The 19465-nt window shown below is 40.3% G+C and carries 19 protein-coding genes and 2 pseudogenes; 3 read left to right on the plus strand and 18 right to left on the minus strand.

The annotated features are described in order from the left end of the window. Positions 1 to 80: 80 nt before the first annotated feature. On the minus strand, positions 81 to 1145 hold the full coding sequence (locus LC508_RS18155) for a D-alanyl-D-alanine carboxypeptidase family protein (protein ID WP_103731454.1): 1065 nt from the start codon (positions 1143 to 1145) through the stop codon (positions 81 to 83). Between the two features lie 1172 nt (positions 1146 to 2317). Between LC508_RS18155 and LC508_RS18160 the strand changes: the two genes are divergently transcribed. Then, the gene (locus tag LC508_RS18160) at positions 2318 to 3511 is read left to right on the plus strand and encodes a M20 metallopeptidase family protein (RefSeq protein WP_103731455.1); all 1194 of its coding nucleotides are present in this window, start codon (positions 2318 to 2320) and stop codon (positions 3509 to 3511) included. A 454-nt stretch (positions 3512 to 3965) separates the two neighbouring features. Here the strand turns inward: LC508_RS18160 and LC508_RS18165 are convergent, their stop codons facing one another. Further along, positions 3966 to 4499, minus strand: a complete 534-nt coding sequence (locus LC508_RS18165; protein WP_033140138.1) for an IbrB-like domain-containing protein — start codon at positions 4497 to 4499, stop codon at positions 3966 to 3968. Further along, complete coding sequence (locus tag LC508_RS18170; RefSeq protein ID WP_033140139.1) at positions 4489 to 5820, minus strand: phosphoadenosine phosphosulfate reductase; 1332 nt, start codon at positions 5818 to 5820, stop codon at positions 4489 to 4491. The genes LC508_RS18165 and LC508_RS18170 overlap by 11 nt, the downstream gene beginning before the upstream one ends. A gap of 524 nt (positions 5821 to 6344) precedes the next feature. Between LC508_RS18170 and LC508_RS18175 the strand changes: the two genes are divergently transcribed. Then, the gene (locus LC508_RS18175) at positions 6345 to 7085 is read left to right on the plus strand and encodes a FadR/GntR family transcriptional regulator (protein WP_225305210.1); all 741 of its coding nucleotides are present in this window, start codon (positions 6345 to 6347) and stop codon (positions 7083 to 7085) included. Positions 7086 to 7123: 38 nt separating this feature from the next. Then, positions 7124 to 7795, plus strand: a complete 672-nt coding sequence (locus LC508_RS18180; protein ID WP_242980778.1) for a GntR family transcriptional regulator — start codon at positions 7124 to 7126, stop codon at positions 7793 to 7795. A gap of 317 nt (positions 7796 to 8112) precedes the next feature. On the opposite strand, the gene LC508_RS18185 is transcribed toward LC508_RS18180, so the two are convergent. The 15 genes and pseudogenes from LC508_RS18185 to LC508_RS18250 form a co-directional block, all read right to left on the minus strand. Next, positions 8113 to 8661, minus strand: a complete 549-nt coding sequence (locus LC508_RS18185; protein ID WP_033140141.1) for a DUF3795 domain-containing protein — start codon at positions 8659 to 8661, stop codon at positions 8113 to 8115. 75 nt (positions 8662 to 8736) lie between these two features. Next, positions 8737 to 9152 (minus strand): annotated as a pseudogene (locus LC508_RS18190) (pyridoxamine 5'-phosphate oxidase family protein). A gap of 73 nt (positions 9153 to 9225) precedes the next feature. After that, on the minus strand, positions 9226 to 9627 hold the full coding sequence (locus tag LC508_RS18195; RefSeq protein ID WP_033140142.1) for a GNAT family N-acetyltransferase: 402 nt from the start codon (positions 9625 to 9627) through the stop codon (positions 9226 to 9228). Positions 9628 to 9681: 54 nt separating this feature from the next. Beyond that, the gene (locus tag LC508_RS18200) at positions 9682 to 10221 is read right to left on the minus strand and encodes a CD3072 family TudS-related putative desulfidase (RefSeq protein ID WP_103731456.1); all 540 of its coding nucleotides are present in this window, start codon (positions 10219 to 10221) and stop codon (positions 9682 to 9684) included. Between the two features lie 74 nt (positions 10222 to 10295). Then, positions 10296 to 10769 carry a GNAT family N-acetyltransferase gene (locus tag LC508_RS18205; protein ID WP_033140144.1) on the minus strand — a complete coding sequence of 158 codons (474 nt, stop codon included), beginning with the start codon at positions 10767 to 10769 and terminating at the stop codon, positions 10296 to 10298. 43 nt (positions 10770 to 10812) lie between these two features. Then, positions 10813 to 11145: a DUF3795 domain-containing protein gene (locus LC508_RS18210; protein WP_033140145.1), complete on the minus strand. Its 333-nt coding sequence runs from the start codon at positions 11143 to 11145 to the stop codon at positions 10813 to 10815. A gap of 164 nt (positions 11146 to 11309) precedes the next feature. After that, positions 11310 to 11744: pseudogene (locus LC508_RS28760) on the minus strand (hypothetical protein); the annotation flags it as partial. Between the two features lie 154 nt (positions 11745 to 11898). Beyond that, a complete protein-coding gene (locus LC508_RS18215; RefSeq protein WP_033140146.1) occupies positions 11899 to 12567 on the minus strand; it encodes a VanZ family protein in 669 nt (222 codons plus the stop codon). Positions 12568 to 12735: 168 nt separating this feature from the next. Continuing rightward, positions 12736 to 13488, minus strand: coding sequence for an inositol monophosphatase family protein (locus LC508_RS18220; protein ID WP_103731457.1), 753 nt, complete (start codon positions 13486 to 13488; stop codon positions 12736 to 12738). A gap of 89 nt (positions 13489 to 13577) precedes the next feature. Then, positions 13578 to 14183, minus strand: a complete 606-nt coding sequence (locus LC508_RS18225; protein ID WP_054351670.1) for a hypothetical protein — start codon at positions 14181 to 14183, stop codon at positions 13578 to 13580. A gap of 218 nt (positions 14184 to 14401) precedes the next feature. Then, complete coding sequence (locus LC508_RS18230) at positions 14402 to 14836, minus strand: GNAT family N-acetyltransferase (RefSeq protein ID WP_033140149.1); 435 nt, start codon at positions 14834 to 14836, stop codon at positions 14402 to 14404. A 49-nt stretch (positions 14837 to 14885) separates the two neighbouring features. Next, a complete protein-coding gene (locus LC508_RS18235; protein WP_054351669.1) occupies positions 14886 to 15350 on the minus strand; it encodes a VOC family protein in 465 nt (154 codons plus the stop codon). Positions 15351 to 15488: 138 nt separating this feature from the next. Next, the gene (locus LC508_RS18240; RefSeq protein WP_054351668.1) at positions 15489 to 16004 is read right to left on the minus strand and encodes an SLOG family protein; all 516 of its coding nucleotides are present in this window, start codon (positions 16002 to 16004) and stop codon (positions 15489 to 15491) included. 482 nt (positions 16005 to 16486) lie between these two features. Continuing rightward, a complete protein-coding gene (locus tag LC508_RS18245; protein WP_158587314.1) occupies positions 16487 to 16633 on the minus strand; it encodes a hypothetical protein in 147 nt (48 codons plus the stop codon). A gap of 272 nt (positions 16634 to 16905) precedes the next feature. Continuing rightward, entirely contained in the window at positions 16906 to 19464 is a 2559-nt protein-coding gene (locus tag LC508_RS18250; protein WP_054351667.1) for a hybrid sensor histidine kinase/response regulator, read from the minus strand. Position 19465 lies beyond the last annotated feature (1 nt).

Genomic DNA, 19465 nt, shown 5'->3' on the forward strand with positions numbered 1-19465 from the left:
ATCCAATCCCTTTTGGCATCAATGACTGCCTGTACACATTGTCCGGTTCCTAATTGGAAACTGCCGCTTGAATATAGACCCTAGTTATACTTTTGTTGAGCTTTGATTTCATCATAAATATCAATACTATCCTGGAATCTAGCATCCTCAGTAGACCCCATCACTACACAGATGTATGTTTCTCCGTTAATAACTGCCGCAGATACTAGGCAAGCACCGGCCAGACTGCTGTTACCCGTCTTTAGACCGATCACCTCAGGGCGATACCATTGGCTGCTTGGATTGAGAAGTTCATTTGTATTATTGTAAGTAACCACTCTCCCATTCGCCCATCTTTCGGATGATGTATAGCTTGCCACAATTTCCGAAATGATGGGATTATCCAAACATGCTTTTGCAATAAGGGCAAGATCATAGGCCGTAGTATACTGACCATCGGCGTCATATCCATCTGGCACTACAAAATTTGAATTCTCAGCCCCAAGCATCTGGGACTTTTCATTCACCTTATCCATGAACACATGAATGGATTGCTTATTCGTCAGGCTGTTATCTCCTGCAATTTTCTTTCCGGTATTCACAGCAAGCGTATACGCCGCGTCATTGCCGGAAGGAAGCATAAGGGCAATTAAGAGCTGTCTGACTGTCAGGGTATCGCCCTTAGTCAGCCACGCTCTTGATGAATCCCCGTGAATCATTCTAATTTCTGCACCTACAGTCAGTTCATCATTCGGTGAAAAGTAGTCAAGCACTGTCAATGCCGTAATCATCTTAGCAGTACTGGCGGGTGCAATTCTATGGGTACCGTTTTTCTGATATAGTACAGTGTTTGTAGCTGCACCCATTACAATGGCATTTTGGGCTGAAATATCCACTGAAATAGAGTTATCTGCGTCGAGAATTGATGAAACCGTCCCGCTCTCTCCGCCGTCCATTTGTGAAAACTCTCCATTGTTTATCATACTTTCTTTACCAGTGAATGGAGACCCTTTGCTGACACCTAATAGATTTCCTCCTCCAAAGACTGCAACTGTTATGATTATACAAAGTACTATACATACAGCGCTGTTATAAATACTTTTTCTCTTTTTTGCCTTCCATCTGTTTCCTTTATCGCAATTTACACTAATGTTTTGATGTACCATCGTTATCCTTAACTCCTTTCTGAAAGTAAAAAATCACTCTTCTTGATATATAGAATATCAGAATAGAGTGATTTATGTTTTCGCTTTCCTTTATGGATAACATATGATTTTGTACGAAATTTCTTACGATTTTCCTACGAGCACCAATGATACCTCAAAAACAGGTATGACCACCGTACTTTGGGCGGTAATTTGCCGTAATGAAGTTACTCAGTCCGGCTCCGCCTGCAGCTGCTTCGCTTAATACAACCAGGCCATAAAACTGCTCAAATATTCTCTCTAATCGTTACTGAGGAATCGTACCTCCTTCGTTCATGACCTTGATTAGCGCATGATCATCTATTTTTTCTACAGCTACCTTAAAGCTTGTATCTGTACTACAAGTAGCTCATCGTTCGTGTACCAAAATACTGTCACATTATCAGACCATCTATACGTTCTTTATCATGTGCCGCAGCGTGAAGTAGCACATCCAAATCGTTTCCCTTGCTCAGACCGGCATAACCAGAATACCAGGCATTTCCGGCAGCCTGTGGATATCAATTTCCATGCCCCGCTTTTCACAATATCCATTTATTATAAGTACAGTCCGATGTCGCCTGGGTAATAAAAGACGCAGATTCGTAAGGCGACCTTTGAAGTGATCATACCAGAGGAACATTGTAACCGTTGTATGGTGGAGTATCTTCCAGGGATGGAAAAACAACTTAACTGTAAAAAACCAATGCTAAGCTTCCCGATTATGTATTATTGTTTTTATATCGTTGGTGTCACAGTAATTATATTTTTACAAAATTTCTTTCATAATAGATATTTTGTTTATAACACAGATACAATTATTAGAAAAATACTTATATGACATTTTGACCCCAGCATCTTATAAATAGCATACAGATTTTTCCAGTCTTTTCATGCAGTTTTTTAGCTTTTTATTTCATGTTTGAATAATAATAATACATTGATGTAAGTATATAAGTATGGACACCAAAAGTTTATCAGGCTTATAATCTATATCATACTAAAACGTAGGCGATATTTCTGCTAAATAGTTCAAATATTGCCAGTGTTATAGTAAAATTAAATTTTAGAACCTTTAGGAAACACGGTATGGCTTAATGCTCTACACTATCAGAGAAAGGCAGCCTATATAATCTAAGGAGGATTCATATGACATGGGCGTTCAAGCAGAGTTAATGATTCAAGCAGCAGAACAATTAAAATCAGAGATTATTGCCTATCGAAGGGCATTGCACCAACAGCCAGAGGTTGGCGCCTATCTGCCGAATACGAAAGAATTTGTGAAAAAGGCCCTGTCTGAAATGGGGTATGCGCCGATTGAAATTTGCGAAAGCGGAATTGTCGCCACGATTACCGGAAAGAATACCGGAAGTTGTATTTTGTTGCGTGCCGATATGGATGCCCTGGCAATAAAAGAACAGACAGATTTACCATTTCGCTCAGAAAACGGCAAGATGCATGCATGCGGCCACGATATGCACACCTCAATGTTGCTCGGAGCTGCCAGACTGCTCAAAACATATCAATCCGAACTCAAGGGAACTGTTAAATTGGTGTTCCAACCGGATGAGGAAGGCTTTACCGGCGCAAAGGCCATGCTTGACGCAGGCATTTTAAAATCCCCTGCCCCGCAGGCAGGATTAGCGCTTCATGTTCACTCCGGCACACGCTCCGGCCTTGTACTGTGTGGCAAGGGTACAATTATGGCAGGCTGCACACTGTTCCGGATTTCTGTGCAGGGTACGGGCTGCCACGGCGCGATGCCGGAGACGGGAGTTGACCCCATCAATATTGCCGCCCATATCTATCTTGCGCTCCAAGAGATTACAGCCAGAGAGATCACTGCAAAGAGCCCGGCGGTCGTCACCGTAGGGAAATTTTGTGGCGGACACGCACCTAATATCATCCCTCAGGAGGTGGTGATTGAGGGCACAATCCGCACTTTTAACCGCGACCTCTCCGCCCAGATTCTACGCAGGCTAGATGAAATCTCCCGGGCAACTGCCCAGGCTTTCCGTGGTAGCGCCATAGTGGAAGAACTGGCATCGGCCCCACCGCTGCACAATGACTGCAAACTCGTCGACCAGATGACCGACTATGTGAAAGAACTGTTCGGAGAGCAGTCCGTCTATCTGATGGAGGAAGGCGGCATGGGCTCAGAGGATTTCGCTTCCTATACCTATGAACTGCCTTGTGCCTACCTAATGCTTGGTGCGGGAACACCGGACGAAACCCCTCTTTATGGCAAGCCAATGCACAATGAGGAAGTAATATTCAATGAAGATATTCTGACAAAGGGCACCGCCATTCATGCATATTGCGCGTTAAGGTGGCTATGTGGCGAGTAATTGAATAACATGATAAAGGGCTGACGTGAAGGTTAAGAAGGGCAAGGGTTCCTGCCTCGCATCTGCAGCAATCTGCGTCTCATTGATCACTTCCGATAACATGTAATCGTGTCTCCCACTTGGATTTCATATTTTGAAGTGAAACGATCAGGCTAGATTGTTGCCGATAAAAATCTATCCTGCCACAAATATCTCTCAAGGGGAGAAACCACATACTGAAAGAAACCTTCCATTTTGTAATCCGTCTTGTAGCTCATTTTGAGTATGTATACAACCGCATGCAGAACACTGTTGTGCTACTGGTATACTCCGCCCCTCATAATACGTTTGCTGATTACGCACTCAGCACAGTCCATCATTTCCTTGCCCTGTTTTGTATTGTACTCAATCAAGTAAACGACCTTGTGCAGATATAGGAATTATAGGCAATCTATCATATCTCCACTTATATTATTTACCCTTTTTCCGTTTCTTCCTCCACAGGACGCCATGCCTCACCAAAGTTTACATCCTTAAATAACGAGGCAAGACCTGTGATCTGCTTGAGACGCAATACCTCATCCCTATCCATTCCCAAATGTTTTGAGATCCATGCATCTGAACGTCCAAGCTCATGTAGTTCTTTTACAATGTTACTCATCAGATCCACATCGTGAGACCCCCGTGCCCTGTTGTGACGCACGGTACTGGCTATACGTTTGTCAAGTGGTTTCTTGATAATAGAGACCGGTAACAATCCTTGTTCTCTTTCATAGATATCCGGATGGTCCATCATTACTTGGTACCGATGGAAACCATCAACAATTAAATAAACATCCTGTGATTTTGAATAGTAACAAACCACCGGCATCGTATATCCATCTTCCTTAATACTTTCGTATAACAGCTTCATTTCAGGTGGTGGTACTTTATTCGGGTTATAGTCATTGGGCCGTACCTTTTCTATAGGAACAGCGATTACATCATAAACTGGGCTTCTATACTTCATAATTCAATTCCTCTATGCTTTTGTATTTACAACGTATGGCATCCAACCGTTTCTGTTGCTGTCGTGTCATCCCGAACCCCATGAAACGGCAGATATGATCATTTTTCAAAATACAATAACACATCCGTTTCCAACTGGGGATATCCCTTGTGGATTTGATATCGTCCGTATCGTCTGGTATTTTCCCTTCAAATATAATCCGTGATTTTTTATTCAATGTATAATTTGAAACGCCATTTCGTCTTATGTGATATCCATGTTCAAGCAGGTCCTGAATCACGACTTCATCCAAACCTCCTCCGGTCTCATGCCAGAACTGGATAGATGTATTAAATTTTTTTATGTAGTTATTTCGCAGTCTTTTTGGTAATGTATCCAAAAGAAATATTGTGTAAGTTTTCCACGTATGCCCCTCCGGCAAGAAAATATTCCGGTAACCCATTGCTTTCGTCTTTCCATAAATTGCAGCAAAATTCGCCCCCTGTACACGACCAACAAGCTTACTCCAAATCTCCGGGTCTATGACACGGTATAGATTCAGAGCGTCCTTAGCATAGTCATTGAACGGAGAAGCCACACGCATTTGTGACGGTTTGAGACCTGCCATATAATAAAGATCATATAGATGGTTATAATCATAATTAAATAAATAATTGGCATGCCACACATCATTGATTGTCCAATCATATAAAGGTGAGGCACACCAGACATCTTTAAATTGTTTGCTGATCCAGCAGGTATCTTTGTACCCATATTTTTTATTCAAAAATCCACTATACCGCTGTAAGGACTCATCAGCCCGCATCCCCAGCAGGCAAACAGTTTTCCCGCCATTATGGACCTTTCTGTACCATCGTCCAAACTGTTTTGCCAAATCCTCCTGATGCATTCGGTAGCGATAGGTTGTTATCCTGTTATTTTCCAGATTAATAACGTATTCTTTTTTGGGCATCTCCCGTACCCAGATATCCTTTTTTGTATCATCCCAAGGATACCAATACATCTCATAACTGCTTAGCGCTGTTCTGGTTGCCATAGGCAGACACACCCAGAAAGGCTCCACTTGGTCTTTTATCCGTTCAAAGGTGCGATCTACATACTCTGTCGTCATAGAATACTGCGCCTCAAAATCCTGATGAAATACACCAAGGGTTCTTTCAGGATAATGCTGATCTCGATAGTCCAGGGCCAGATTGAGCAGCAAACCGCTATCCTTGCCTCCAGAAAAGGAAATATAGATATTATCAAATTCTTCAAAAAGAAAATGCATTCGATCTAAAAACGCATCGTAAACATTCAGATGTAAATACTCTTTTTTCAAAAAAGCACCTCTCTTTTGTTCATTCCGACTAAATGCCTTTCTCCAACCCCAAAAGGGACTGATTAGTGTGACAGTGATGGGGTAAATACGCTGATAAACAGCATGGCAATCCAAAAGCCCTGATCGCTATTGCCACCTATCTGGGGAATAGAAACAGATCACACTCTTCCCATTATCACCAAATGGTTACAGTTTAGGTAGTAGGTGCCGCCTGTAGTTCTCCATCCGCATTTAGCATGACACCACTGCAGAAGTTCTGAAAGAGGAACAAATCCTTCCACCATTCTGCTCATCTATGCAAATAGGATGTCTTAAAATTTTGGCCCTTTGAGCCGTACCTCCAATTACATGTTTACTGGCAGTTCATTTTCATTTTATCATTTTGCCCTATAATACTCAAGAAAAAAATGCAGTGGCAGCCCATAGATTATTATCCTTTATTCAAGTTTCATTGCCACGGTTCATGATTTAGTAGTATAATGGATAAAATATGCATTTGTGCATTTTAAGAAAGGTACTATATTATGAAACCACCGAAAACTCGATTTTCTTATGTATATGAGGATCTAAAAAGACGCATTGTCTCCGGACAGTTACAGCCTGGCAGCAAACTCCCCTCCTCCAGAAATTTATGTAAAGAATATAATGTTGGGATTGCAACCATTAAACGGGTACTGGATACCTTGAAGTCTGAAAGATTGATTGATATTCAGATGCGTCAGACTCCTGTAGTCCTTTCGCAAAACTTGAAAAGTCCTGATGGCTTTACTATTTTTGAGCAGCGGGATTCAATCCTGCAGGTATATGAAACTTATGGACGGCTATTGCCTTATTTGCTTGTATCCGCTGCACATTCCCGTCCAATGGATACTATGCCTCATTATCGGCAGGCTCAAAAAGCAGCTCAGCAGGGAATTACTCCCGAGAGCTGGAAAGCTTTGATTGCTTTGACACGAGACATTTTGAGTGCCAGCCATAACCCTCTGTTATGCGATCTACACACAGCCTTTGAGCTTCAGGGAAATTTTTCCTATTTTTTAGAGATATGTGCCCTCTCCCTTGACATAATGCCCCAAAAGCCTTCCTTTGAACCCAAAGCTATCATGGAGGTACTGTCAGAAAGTAATCCGGTTGAACAGTATTATCATTTACAAGCACTCTATCAAGACATGTATGACATTATCTTAGAAACTTTCACCCAATTTCAGACAGTATTCCTCAGTTTTCCCCACAAGTGCCGGCTACATTTGAATGGAATCCACTGAGGGGGAAAGATTACTATTATACCCGCATTGTCCATGACTTGACCAAAAAAATAGGAACAGGCATCTATGCTGCGGGATCTTATTTACCCTATGAAGCCCAACTGGCGAAGCAGTATGGTGTATCTGCCTATACGATTAGAAAGGCATTAGACTTGATGGAACGCAGAGGTTACACAAAGACACAAAACGGCAAGGGTACTATAGTTCTGACTCCCGATCAACTTAACACAGAACAAGCCCTACAAGATTTAACTACGAAACAGGATGCCCTTGTATATCTTCATGCACTGCAGCTCATGGTACTGTTAGCACACCCGGTGGCCGCCTGTACTGCACCGCAATTTAGTGAGGATGATTTAGAACAATTGGCTGCGCATCTAAATAAACCCGGGATTGCCCTCACTAATTTATTTCAAATGATTTTAGAGCGGCTGTCATTAAAACCATTACAAGTAATATGGACTGAAACCAGCCGTATTACAGAATGGGGATTTTATTTTGCATTTTACTCCCAAGGAGTCGGAGTGATTGAGCAGCTCAATGATATCACCCGGAGAGCATATCGCAGTCTGCGCACTGGTGATAACACAGAATTTGCCGAAAGCTTAGCCGACTCTTACCGTCTGATTTTAACTTCAGTTCAAACGTATATGGTAGAGAAATACAATTTTATCGAGGCCTTATCTGTTCAGGTTCCAATTAGTTTTTAACCATTCATCAACTGCCATAATACAGACAATGATTTAACTGTCAATATAAAAAACAAAAGCGCAGCCCTTAAGTGTCTATATAACGCTCCAGCATGAATTCCTCTTCAACCTGATATGATGCACATCCGTACAGCACTGGCAGACATACCACCAGTAGAGGTCAGAAATTGTGTTATACGGTTCCAGATAAAAATCACCATCGTTACTACGCCACCGAAAATCCGTGGCGTAGTTTCTAAAATATTTAACTATTAGGAGAGAATCCCGATTACCTACAACATTGATTCATATGTCAAAGTTATGGCATATCCAAATTATCATTTTTTCTTTCGGAGTTTTAAATCGATATTTTTCGTTGCCGCTACATCCTTAAGCAATCTGGCTATATAAGCACTCTTTTCTTTGAGCGTCAGCATTTCTATATCAGAATTATGCTCGATTTCCCAGAGCACCGCTTGAAGCTCTTGCAATTCCAAAAGATTTACCGCAATACAAAAAAGTGTCTTTTTACGTCCATCATTATAGTTGGACAGAAAAATATCCAGTATTTTCACCTTTTCTATCTGCTCCGCATTATAGGCTTCCACCCCAGAATGCCGGGCCTTCTCCAAATCAGCCTTTCGTCGGCGGTGTGTTATAAAGGAATCAAAATCGTCAATATGATCGTATTTTTCGCAAGGGTGTTCACTGCATTGGAAACAGTATTGAACACTGCCGTGCTCCATGCTGCATCTTGCGATTTTGCACGATTGATTTCCCTCACCGCCACCGCAGCCAGGGCAGTTTTTATTCAAAAACATGGGACAAAGCCCACAATTCAAACCGCAGAGGGAAAATAATTGATTTTGCCGGTTAAATCCTTTCATGGAACCTACTTAATCAACCTACCTGTAAACGATCAAGATAGGTTCTGATAATACTCGATCCAACAATTATAAAACTTAAAACTCATATCTCGTCCCATGCGAGAGCAACAAGCCATCTGTTAATTCCACACGCAGAATGATAGTGTTCTCATCGTCAAAATCAGTATGGCCGTTATCAATCCATTCAGCAAAGACCTTTTTCAGCTTTTCAGCAATCACACAATTCTCTTTTTTCCCGAAATAACCCAGACTGATGCTGTTCCCGTGCGCTGTAAACCACTCGCCGGCGATTGCAACAACAGGGTTTTCTTTTATATGTTTCATTATATTTGAGAGTGCATGGGTAATGACATAAAATGCCCCATTTTCGTAATAAGCATTTACATATCGCACATAAGGCGCCGCATTTCTGTTGTTGCTAATGATATAATCTTGTCTTTTCCGAAACGCTCAATCATGAACTTTTCTGCTTCTTGACTAAATTCTTTCATTAAATTATTCTCCTTTTAAAATACACTTTTCAACTCTGATCAAATTCCAGATAAACTGGAAGCTATTTTGTTATCAAAAATGTTTCAGTACCATTGCTGAGTAATTATCATATTGCTGAAACCCATATCGTTCATAAAACGCAATCATCTTAGGATCAGACGGCATAATTTTGACATAAAGGAAGTTTTCAAAGCAACTCATAATCCTTTTCATCAATTCATCGCCAATATGATGCCCCTGATATGCAGGGTCTACCAGAAGATAATGTAGAAATGCAACTGTTTCGCGGTCATCAAGTGCCCGTACCAGTCCAATCAGTTTGTTATCATCCCATGCTGAAATTACATGTGAAGAATTTCGCATCGCCCGAACAAGTTTATCCGGGTAATTCCCGGACTCCCATCCCACGGACAAAAACAGTCTTTGCAGTTCTTTCTCTGTAAAAATATAGGTGTCTTTATACTCAATTTTCATACCATAATCTCTCAAAATTTCCTATTTATTTTTCTGCTACTCCTTGACCAAGTTTCACTTAATGAAAGACTTTACTTGATCCAATATATTATCAGTACCTTTGATGCCTAACATAGGAATATTCAAGTTTTCCGCATTTATTCGATTGCTAAGTTCGCTCATAAAAATACCTTTACCGCTTATCTCTTTGTTAAAATCTGATGTGGTTTCCACACCGCAGTTTGGCGAACGATTTGCACCAATAATCCCGATTATCTCGAAACCGTAGGCATTGTATTCTGTTATTTGTTTCATCACATAATCAACTTGAACCATTAGCATTTTGTAAGATTCCGCTTTTTGCATTTCTTTACGAATACGGGTATTTTCAATAACGACAGGAACATCTGCCCCATCGTCGTTTCCTCTATTAAGCCCTAAACAGCAAAGTTCAGGACATGGCATTTGGACAATACCAATATCAGCATCAAGAAGAATTTTTATTACATCCTTAAAAGCTGCTGGAAAAACGGCTGTTCCATCAGATATTGAATTTTGATTTAATATACAATGCGCTATAAAAATAACTTTTTTGCTTCGACCGTCCTCAAACATAAATTTTCCTCTTATTAAGCCCAAATTTGTTTTTTGTTGTGTTACTCTCTGACAAACCGGAATTGTTATTTCCGTTACTCAGCAAGCTGTGTTAATGTATCACCTGCAATGCGATAGACTGTCCAATCAGACATGACCTCTGCTCCAAGCGACAGATAAAAGTCAATGCTGGGTTTGTTCCAGTCAAGGCACCACCATTCAAGCCGTCCGCAGCCACGTTCCATAGCGATGGATGCTAATTTTTTTAAAAGAGCTTTTCCGTAACCTTTACCGCGGCATTCCGGTTTGACATACAGATCCTCCAGATAAATACCGGCTCGTCCTAAGAACGTAGAAAAGTTGTGGAAAAACAGCGCAAATCCAACCTCTTTTCCGTCATGAAGAGCAAAAATGACTTCTGCTTTTTGTTTATCGAAAATCCATGTTTCAAGCGTGGCCTCGTCAGCCACTACTTCGTTCAGCATTTTTTCGTAATCTGCAAGTTCTTTGATAAATTGCAGGATCAACAAAGTATCTTTCCGTTCTGCATTTCTAAAAGTTAAATTCATTTGTGTTATCCTCAATAAAATGAAAGTTGTCAGAGTATCTTGTTTACCCTTTCAGGTTATCCAAAGCTTCGGGACAATTTGAGATAATCTCTCTAACTATCTGACAGCTTTCCATGTCTGGACAGTCACCGCATGTCGTCACATCTTTTTTCATTGCACACCGACGAATTTCGCAAAGACTATCGCAAAATACAGTTTTAATCCCTTCAACACGACAGCCTTGACAGTTGATGTGCTCAGGCAGAATGGGCGCATTATTCAACTCGGCCCACCGTTTTGCAGTTTTCTCACGCAACGCCTGATCGTCATTGATTGTTGCAAGATATGCGTCGCATTTTTCACAATCCAGCCCACAGTATGCAATCATATTTCTCATGGTTATGTACCTCCTTAAATTCCCTTTTATTTGTAACTTAGCTGTTCAGAAGTATTGCGATATTCTCACTAATTTCTGAAAAGGTAACATATGGATCATAGCAGGTTTAGCAGTTCTGTATGGATATTCCGTTTGTTCCTGCTACGCTGCTGCCTTCCCTGTAATCAATCGGCTTTCCCCATATTTGTTGGCCTACTTCTCGATAATAAACGGTGAAACGTATCGAAACTATCGCTACGCTTCATAGTTCGGGCGTCCACTTAAAACACCGACCATCGTATTCATAGCGCAGTATTCCGTCCATGCAATAAAAACGATGTTCCGATTGAATATCGGCTGATCTCGATATAAATCCTGGTCTTCCGATAATTTAGCACACCGTTTTCAAGACGCACATCATAAATCCCACATATAATAGCCTCTTCTGCCAAATTATTTCCTGAAGCAGAAACAAAACGAAAGCAACCGGTGATTGCGTTCTTGCTTTTTCACTTCGCCAATTCAAAACGAAATAAGGATACAGCGCTGAAATCCTTTATTAATTTCTCTCGTTGTCTTTCCTGACCAATCAGCCATATTTTCTCGTTAGAAACAATAAAATATCTATTTCAAAATCTTCTTGATTATCCAAGTGCTACCACCATCTATGCTATAAACAGTCGTTCCGTCATTCTTTTGCTGCTCATAGACGGACGCAGTTATACTTCTATATAAATTCTATCATCCATGATTTCTGAGTCTGTTATTTGGAACTTAGCTAAAAAATCCTAATACAAAGGTAACTATTATAATAACAATCGGAATATATACTGTGAAATCCCGTTTCATAGAGTCATCACTTAAATGTGGTTTTGCAATCCGCAATACTGCAATTAGTTTATAGCAAAAATACCCTATTATTGTTCCCATTACATTCGTAAGTAGGTCGTCTATATCGGTTGCTCTCAGTAACGTAAAGAGCTGAACAATTTCAATAGTGAGGGATAGCCCAAATCCAATCAATACTGTATTTCTCAAACGTTTAAAATTTTTACTAATAAGTGGACATACAAAACCCAATGGGACAAAAAGAAAAATATTCAAAATAAAACTCAAACTAAACCCATCGCTAAAAGGGATAAGATTTATATTTGGATTAAAAAATGTTTCTCCTAACTGTGAAATTCTTCTATATTCACTAAATGTAGGAATGCCAACAATATGCGATAGCATTACACATAAGTAATAATACATTGCCAGTGATAAAATAGCTGTTTTGACCTTAGGAATATCTCCATTTTTCTTGAATATCATAACTAGGAAAATGCCAATCAAGACGATTCCCAACAAGAAAATAGGCTCAATCAATAATAAGTCTTTTATTGCCTCAAACAAGCCGGTTTGGATTTCTACACTTGATTGATTATTTGCTACAGTCTCCATTTGTGTATACCTCTTCTGACGTTTTAATTATTATAAATCTTATAATCATCCTATCAAATTTCGTGACATGCTCCCACCACTCAAATCACAGATTTTGATATGAGCTTCTTGCTCAATGGCTATCATGAGTCAATATCCTCTCCATTCTTTGTAAAGAAAACACGCGGCTTACAGCAGATTTAACAGTTCTGTATGGATATATCCGTTTGTTCCTGCTACGCTGCTGCCTTTCTTGGGATCAAGCGGTTTCCCCGTAAAATCAGTTATTTTACCTCCTGCCTCCTGAATCAACAGCATACCGGCAGCATAATCCCAGGGATTCAGATATATCTCGAAATATCCTCCTTGTCTGCCACAGGCGGTATATGCCAGTTCCAGAGCGGCAGAGCCAATCCTGCGGACATCCTGGCACTGACCGAACACCCTACGGAACCGGGCAAAGTTTTCATCGGCCAGCTCTCTTTTTGCTGTTCCCAGTCCAATCATCGTGTCGGATAGCTTTTCTGCATTTGATACATGTATGGGCTGTCCATTTAGGAAGCTGCCCTTGCCTTTAACCGCTGAAAACACTTCTTCATGGAAGGGATCATACACAATCCCCATAACAATTTCCCCCTGGCGGCAAAGGGCTAAAGATACAACACTGTGCTGGTAGTCGTGCATAAGGTTTGTAGTCCCGTCAACCGGGTCTAAAATCCAAAAGCTCTCCGCTTTCATTTCCTGCAAACCGGTTTCTTCACCAAGAAACTGAATATCCGGTGCAAGGGCAAACAGCTCCTTCTTTAAGAAATCTTGCACGGCAATATCTACCTGCGTTACATAGTCAGCAAGCCCCTTCTCTTTCACATGGGCAGCCATTTCACGGTTCTTTATGAACTCCTGCGTCTTTGTTACTAAACTGATAATTTTCTGAATATCCATATTCGTTTCCTCCATTGGCTACAATCACTGGTTAAAAACATCGTTAGAAAAAAGGGTTGAAAGAACTCAACAAACTGGAATTGATTGGCTTACTTCTCGATTGAAATAAACGGAGGGAATGCATCGCAACTATCGCTACGCTGCATAGTTTTGGCGTCTACATCAAAACTTCTGCCATCATATTCATAGTGCAGTTTTCCGTCCTCGCAATAAAAACGATGTTCTGATTGAAAAGCAATAGGCTTAAAACGCTCACCTTGTATAGGCTGATCCCGGTATAGCGCCTGATCTTCCGACAATTTCAGCACACCATTTTCAATGCGCACATCATAAATTCCACTTACGATAGCCTCTGCCGCCACATTTTTTCCTGAAGCTGAAATAAAACGAAAACAACCTGTAATTGCATTCGTGCTTTTTCGCTTCGCCAGTTCAAAACGAAACAGGGATACAGCACTAAAATCCTTTCTCAATTTCTCTCGTTTCCCATCCTTACCAACAAGCCATATTTTCTCGTTAGATACAATAAACATATCTATCTGCAATCCACTTTGCGAATATTTCAGATTAGAAAAGGATATTTGGTCAGCGTATACGCCCTGTAACGCACCATTCTCCAGTTTGTAAACCAATTCCTTTGTAACCAGCGTTTTGCCATCCACATTCATTTCAATAAAGTTAATAATTTCTTTCATTTACATTCGGCCTTTCTTCCATCTTGACATACGCTTTCTCCGCCTAAGGCGGCTCATCGTTCTTTGCCAATAAGCATTAAATTAGTTCTGTAACCAGAACTTACAGCAATGCTTTTATTTTCATAGCAACATCATCTGTACTCTTCAATCCAATCATTTTATGCAAGTGCAGCTTATACACAAGAAGGTATACTAAAAATAGCTCTACAAACTGGACACTATCTCCTAAACTTCATCGGGGTATATCTCATACCGTCAGTTAATTGTTCACAATCTGTATCCACGAATCCGAACTTATGATAAACAGGAACTGCATATGGAGAAGAATTGACTGTAAATTCTTTATTTTCGCTATGATTCAAAAGGTATTCCCATAGCTTTTTACCGATACCTTGTCTGTGATATTGTGCCTTTACGAAAAAGCAGCAAATGTGTTTTCGATTATCATTTGTAGCTATAATCCCTTTTAGTTCTTCATTTTCACACGCCCCAAAAAATTCTAGTGATTTCAAAATGGCTTTATCTTCAATAAAATTTCTAAACGATTGTATTCCTTCATCAGAATAATCAGGGGCTTCAAACTGTAAAAATGTTGTCCATATAAGTGCAACTGCATCAGCTGTTTGTTCATTGTCTATCGTTCTAATTTCCATACAGATACCACCTCTCCAACTTTCGATTTGTTTATTCGTCCATCATGTATTAGCTATTCAGAAGCTTTGTTAAATCCTCAACAGAAGCATCCATTTTCACAGAAACTTCTTCCATGGTCATGCCGGAAGCAAGAAAGCGCTTTATCACCATTTTCATATCCTCGCCAACCTCAATGATATGGCCATCCAAATCGTAAAACCGGATCACCCGCTGGCCCCAGCTATGTTCGATCACTTCTCCCAGATATTCGATGTCCGGGTATTCTTTCAGCTTGTTTAGAAAACCGTCAAAATCCTGTTCCTCAAAGACGATTTCCGCATTGTTAGATTTCTTTAATATCTTTTCTTTCGGCAGATTCACAAGCCAGTCAAAATCCTGCTGCAGTGCCAGGCCGCAGGTAAAGGTGATGTTCTTACCGTAATCCTGAAACACCTCTAATCCAAACAGAGCCTCATAAAATTTTCTTGCGGCGTTAATATCAGCCACAGATATAAGCATACATACGTGTTTCATGCAAATACTCCTTTCAAACTGTGGTTTCCCATTTTCATAAAAATTTGATTGATTATTTATTCAAATCCAACCGAATTGTCACTGGTCTTCACGGTTGAATATTTATTATACCATAGAGCAGCCTGTACCTCCACTTTTTCATCTCCGGTTTTGTCCAAGATTTGTCCTGTTTTTGTCCAAGTTTAGCCCTATCGGTATTTCCCGCAGTTCTTTCCGAAATTGGTGCGCAAAACGAATCGTCTTAACTGTACCACCTTTTTCCCGACCGTCATACACTGCAATTACACGGTCTGAATGTTCCACCATGTAACGGTTACATTTGGCATAGACGTTGGGCCTGTATTCTTCCTGAATTACGATAACCTCTGCACAGGCATCCAGAAGGGCGTTTGTATGTTCTTTCTGGCACAGACTGTCCATCCGTTTCTGGTATGGAAGCACCGCAATCAGCTTCAAATTTGGATTTTCATCCTGCAGTTCCAAAATAATCTCCGCAAAGTACTGAGCCACGCCATCAGCAAATCCAGAAAGAAAGGCAGTAAAGCCATCGTTAACTGCTTTTTCAATTTCTTGGCGCAGAGCCTCCTTTACAGGGGCTGTTTCATCAGCAGGTATATCTCTGTGTCCTGAGACACAACAGGTCTTTCCTTCCATCAAATTCCTCCAGCTAAAATCTTTCAAAGTAATGACATATATAAAAAACTGAACAGCAACGGTCTCGCAGATTGGCTGTTTTCTTCTTACTATTATTTCTTATATGATCCTATATTGTTCCCCGAAGTAATCTATTTTCGTTCTCTTTCACCCAAAATAGCCCCCTTAATAGCTCTCGATAAACCTGCGTAATCGGTATACAAAGGATCCCCGATCCTTTTTTTATCCTATCTGTAGACTCAAGAGCTTTGCTTCACCACTCCATCTTTATCATTACTGATATCGACTTGTAGTTCACTACACTTGACGGCTAATACATGACCTTACCAGTAAGATTAGTCCCATGATCGGTACACAAAATGGTGTCATCAGCAAAACTGCAAATGACACTGTGATTAACTCTGCTAATCTGTGGTCAAACTTGATACTGATATAATCCATATAGCTGACTTTAATACTACCTTTACTGGATACACAATGCCTTACTCGTATTTGATTTCATTTCCCCATCTCTCAAGCATATAATTGAACGTATCTATATTTGCATTTTTGCACCAATCATATACCCAACATTCTTCTCCATCCCTGATAATCCTTTTGTACGTTTCCGGATTATAATCAACAGCCATATGACGCCTCCTATCCATAAATATATGTACATTATAGCAAAAACCATCCTTCCTCTATATCGATTTAGGCACCTGGAAGATGCATCCGAAAGACATCCCACGCCTGACACCATACCTAATCAAGCCGTTAATCTTCTTGCGAGCCAATTACTCAAATACAGATCACGTCTAATCAAGTGGACAAATCCATCCTTTATACACCGTAGCAAAAGTAGAAAGTTGTAATAAATATAAAAGTGCGTTCTCTCGGACAGGTACTTTTTGGGATAGATTTATATTAAATATCTTTTCAATAAGCGGGTCAATTCTATGACATCGATTGGCTTTGCTATATGGGCATTCATACCACATTCCAAGCAATGCTGTATGTCATCAGAAAAAGCATCTGCACTCATAGCTATGATTGGAATAGATAAGGCATCCGGATGATCCAGTCCCCGAATCGCTTTTGTTGCCTCATATCCTGTCATATGCGGCATTCGTATGTCCATAAGAATGGCATCATAATAACCTTCTGATGATTTTTCAAACTTATCCAGACATATCTGTCCATCTTCTGCCCAATCCAATTCTACTCCCAAATCAGATAACAATTCTCTTGCGACCTCCCAGTTAAGCTCATTATCTTCAGCGAGCAGGATACGCCGTCCGGATAGATCAATATTTTGATTCAATGTCTGGTCATTTTCTGTTTCAATGTCCATATACTGACGCAAAGCATGATACAGCGTAGATTTAAAAAGCGGCTTGGAAATAAAACCACTGATACCCGCTTCACGGGCCTCCGCTTCAAATTCACTCCAGTCATATGCAGAAATCAGCAGAATTGGTACTTCATCCCCTAAATTACGCCTGATTTCTTTTGCAACCTGAATCCCATTCATGCCGGGCAGTTTCCAATCTAATAGAATGATTTGATAATCATCTCTCTTTTTATGGTGTTGGTTTACCAGTTCTATCGCCTTTTCTCCGCTTAATGTCCATTCAGCATTTATTCCGATAGATTTTAGTGCGTCCGTGGCTGTCTCACATAATAATTCGTCATCATCAACCACCAGCATATTCCAGGAAGGAAGAACCATATCCATTTCCATTGCAGCCGCCTTTTCAAAATCAAGCATGAGAAGAAATTCTGTCCCTTTATCAGGCTCACTTTGTATATCAATGGTTCCTTCCATTGCATCCACAATGTACTTTGTAATTGCCATTCCCAAACCAGCACCCTCAGTTTTATGTATCCTGGCTCCATCCGCACGGCTATAGGATTCATATATTTTTTTTAGGAAATCTGGCGACATACCAATTCCGTTATCCTTGACCTTGATATGAATTCGGACATAGTTTTCACCTTTCGGAGATCTTTCTTCAGAAAGCGATAATTGTATCGAACCACCCTCTGGTGTATACTTCGTTGCATTTGATAAGAGATTTAGTAAAACCTGATTCAAGCGGACACCGTCGCACCACACATTCTCTGTTAAGATATTTTCAACATGTATATCAAACGTTTGCTTTTTTGACTTAACCTGTGGCTGCATAATGTTAACAATTCCTTCAACAACTTCCTTTAATGAAATTTGCTCTGTTGTTAACGTTAATTTGCCACTTTCTATTTTTGACATATCCAAAACATCATTGATCAGTCCTAAAAGGTGTTTACTTGATAATGTTATTTTTCTAAGGCAGTTCTGTACCTGTTTCCTGTCATCTATATGGGCTGTGGCAATCGCGGTCATGCCTACGATCGCATTCATGGGTGTACGGATATCATGGCTCATATTTGCTAAAAATTCACTTTTGGCTTTGTTCGCTTCAAGAGCAGCCTGCCGGGCCTTCTCCAATTCATGCACCTGAGAACGGGTTATGGAGAAATACCGAAGAAAAATCAATGTCAGAATGACCAAAATAGCGGCACAGGACAATAATGTCATGAACATACGCTGGTTGCTCAGATTATTTATGGCATCGTCCAATATACTATAAGGCATTACCGACACTAAATACCACTCAGAATAGGGTAATGAGATACCATATATTTGCCGTTCCTCACCATTTACTTCAAATGTTGTAGCATATTCTTCGTGATTTTTTAGTGCATCACCAAATTCTTTAATAGAATTATCTACAGATAATTCATCTGCTTTAGAATCAAGCTGCCCTTGTAGTTGTACAAAAAAATTCCACAACTCAGTGTTGGGGTTTTGTATTACAAAACTACCGTCTGACCTGATAACATGATAATACATCAGCTGCTCATCATCCTCTAAAGAAAGAAAATCGGTAATATACTCCAGAGGAACGGCTGCGATGAGGCCAGTACTCCTATCTCCATTGTGCATCGGATAAGCAGCGTCAACGCCAAACAATACCACTTCATTTCCATCAGCATCAACGCCAACGGCAACTCGTTGTTCCCCTTGTAATAATGCTTCTACAAAAGGTTCTGGGTTAAGTGGCTGTATGGATCGTCCATAAAGTGTCTGAAAATCTCCCCCAGCAGAGCAAAGCGCTAAATAGTCAAAACCCCTGACCTGCGCCCTGTAAGTAAGTTCTTCATATAGACTCTCCCTATCTTTGTTATCTGTTGAGACAACCGAAACAACGCCGCTGACCTGATCAAAACGTAATTTAATCACAGTTTCAAAGTGCCTGGACATCTGTTCATTCATTCCGGACATATATATGTTACCAATTTCATAAACGGTATTTTTACTTTTTCGGCTCATATAGACCCCGAGCAGACTGAAAATAATAATACTAAAGACCAAAAGCCCAATGAAACTGCATATTAGAAAACGTGTTGTAGAATTCATTTTTTTACTGTTTCCCATT

Source organism: Blautia parvula, assembly GCF_020215665.1.
Lineage (GTDB): Bacteria > Bacillota > Clostridia > Lachnospirales > Lachnospiraceae > Blautia > Blautia celeris.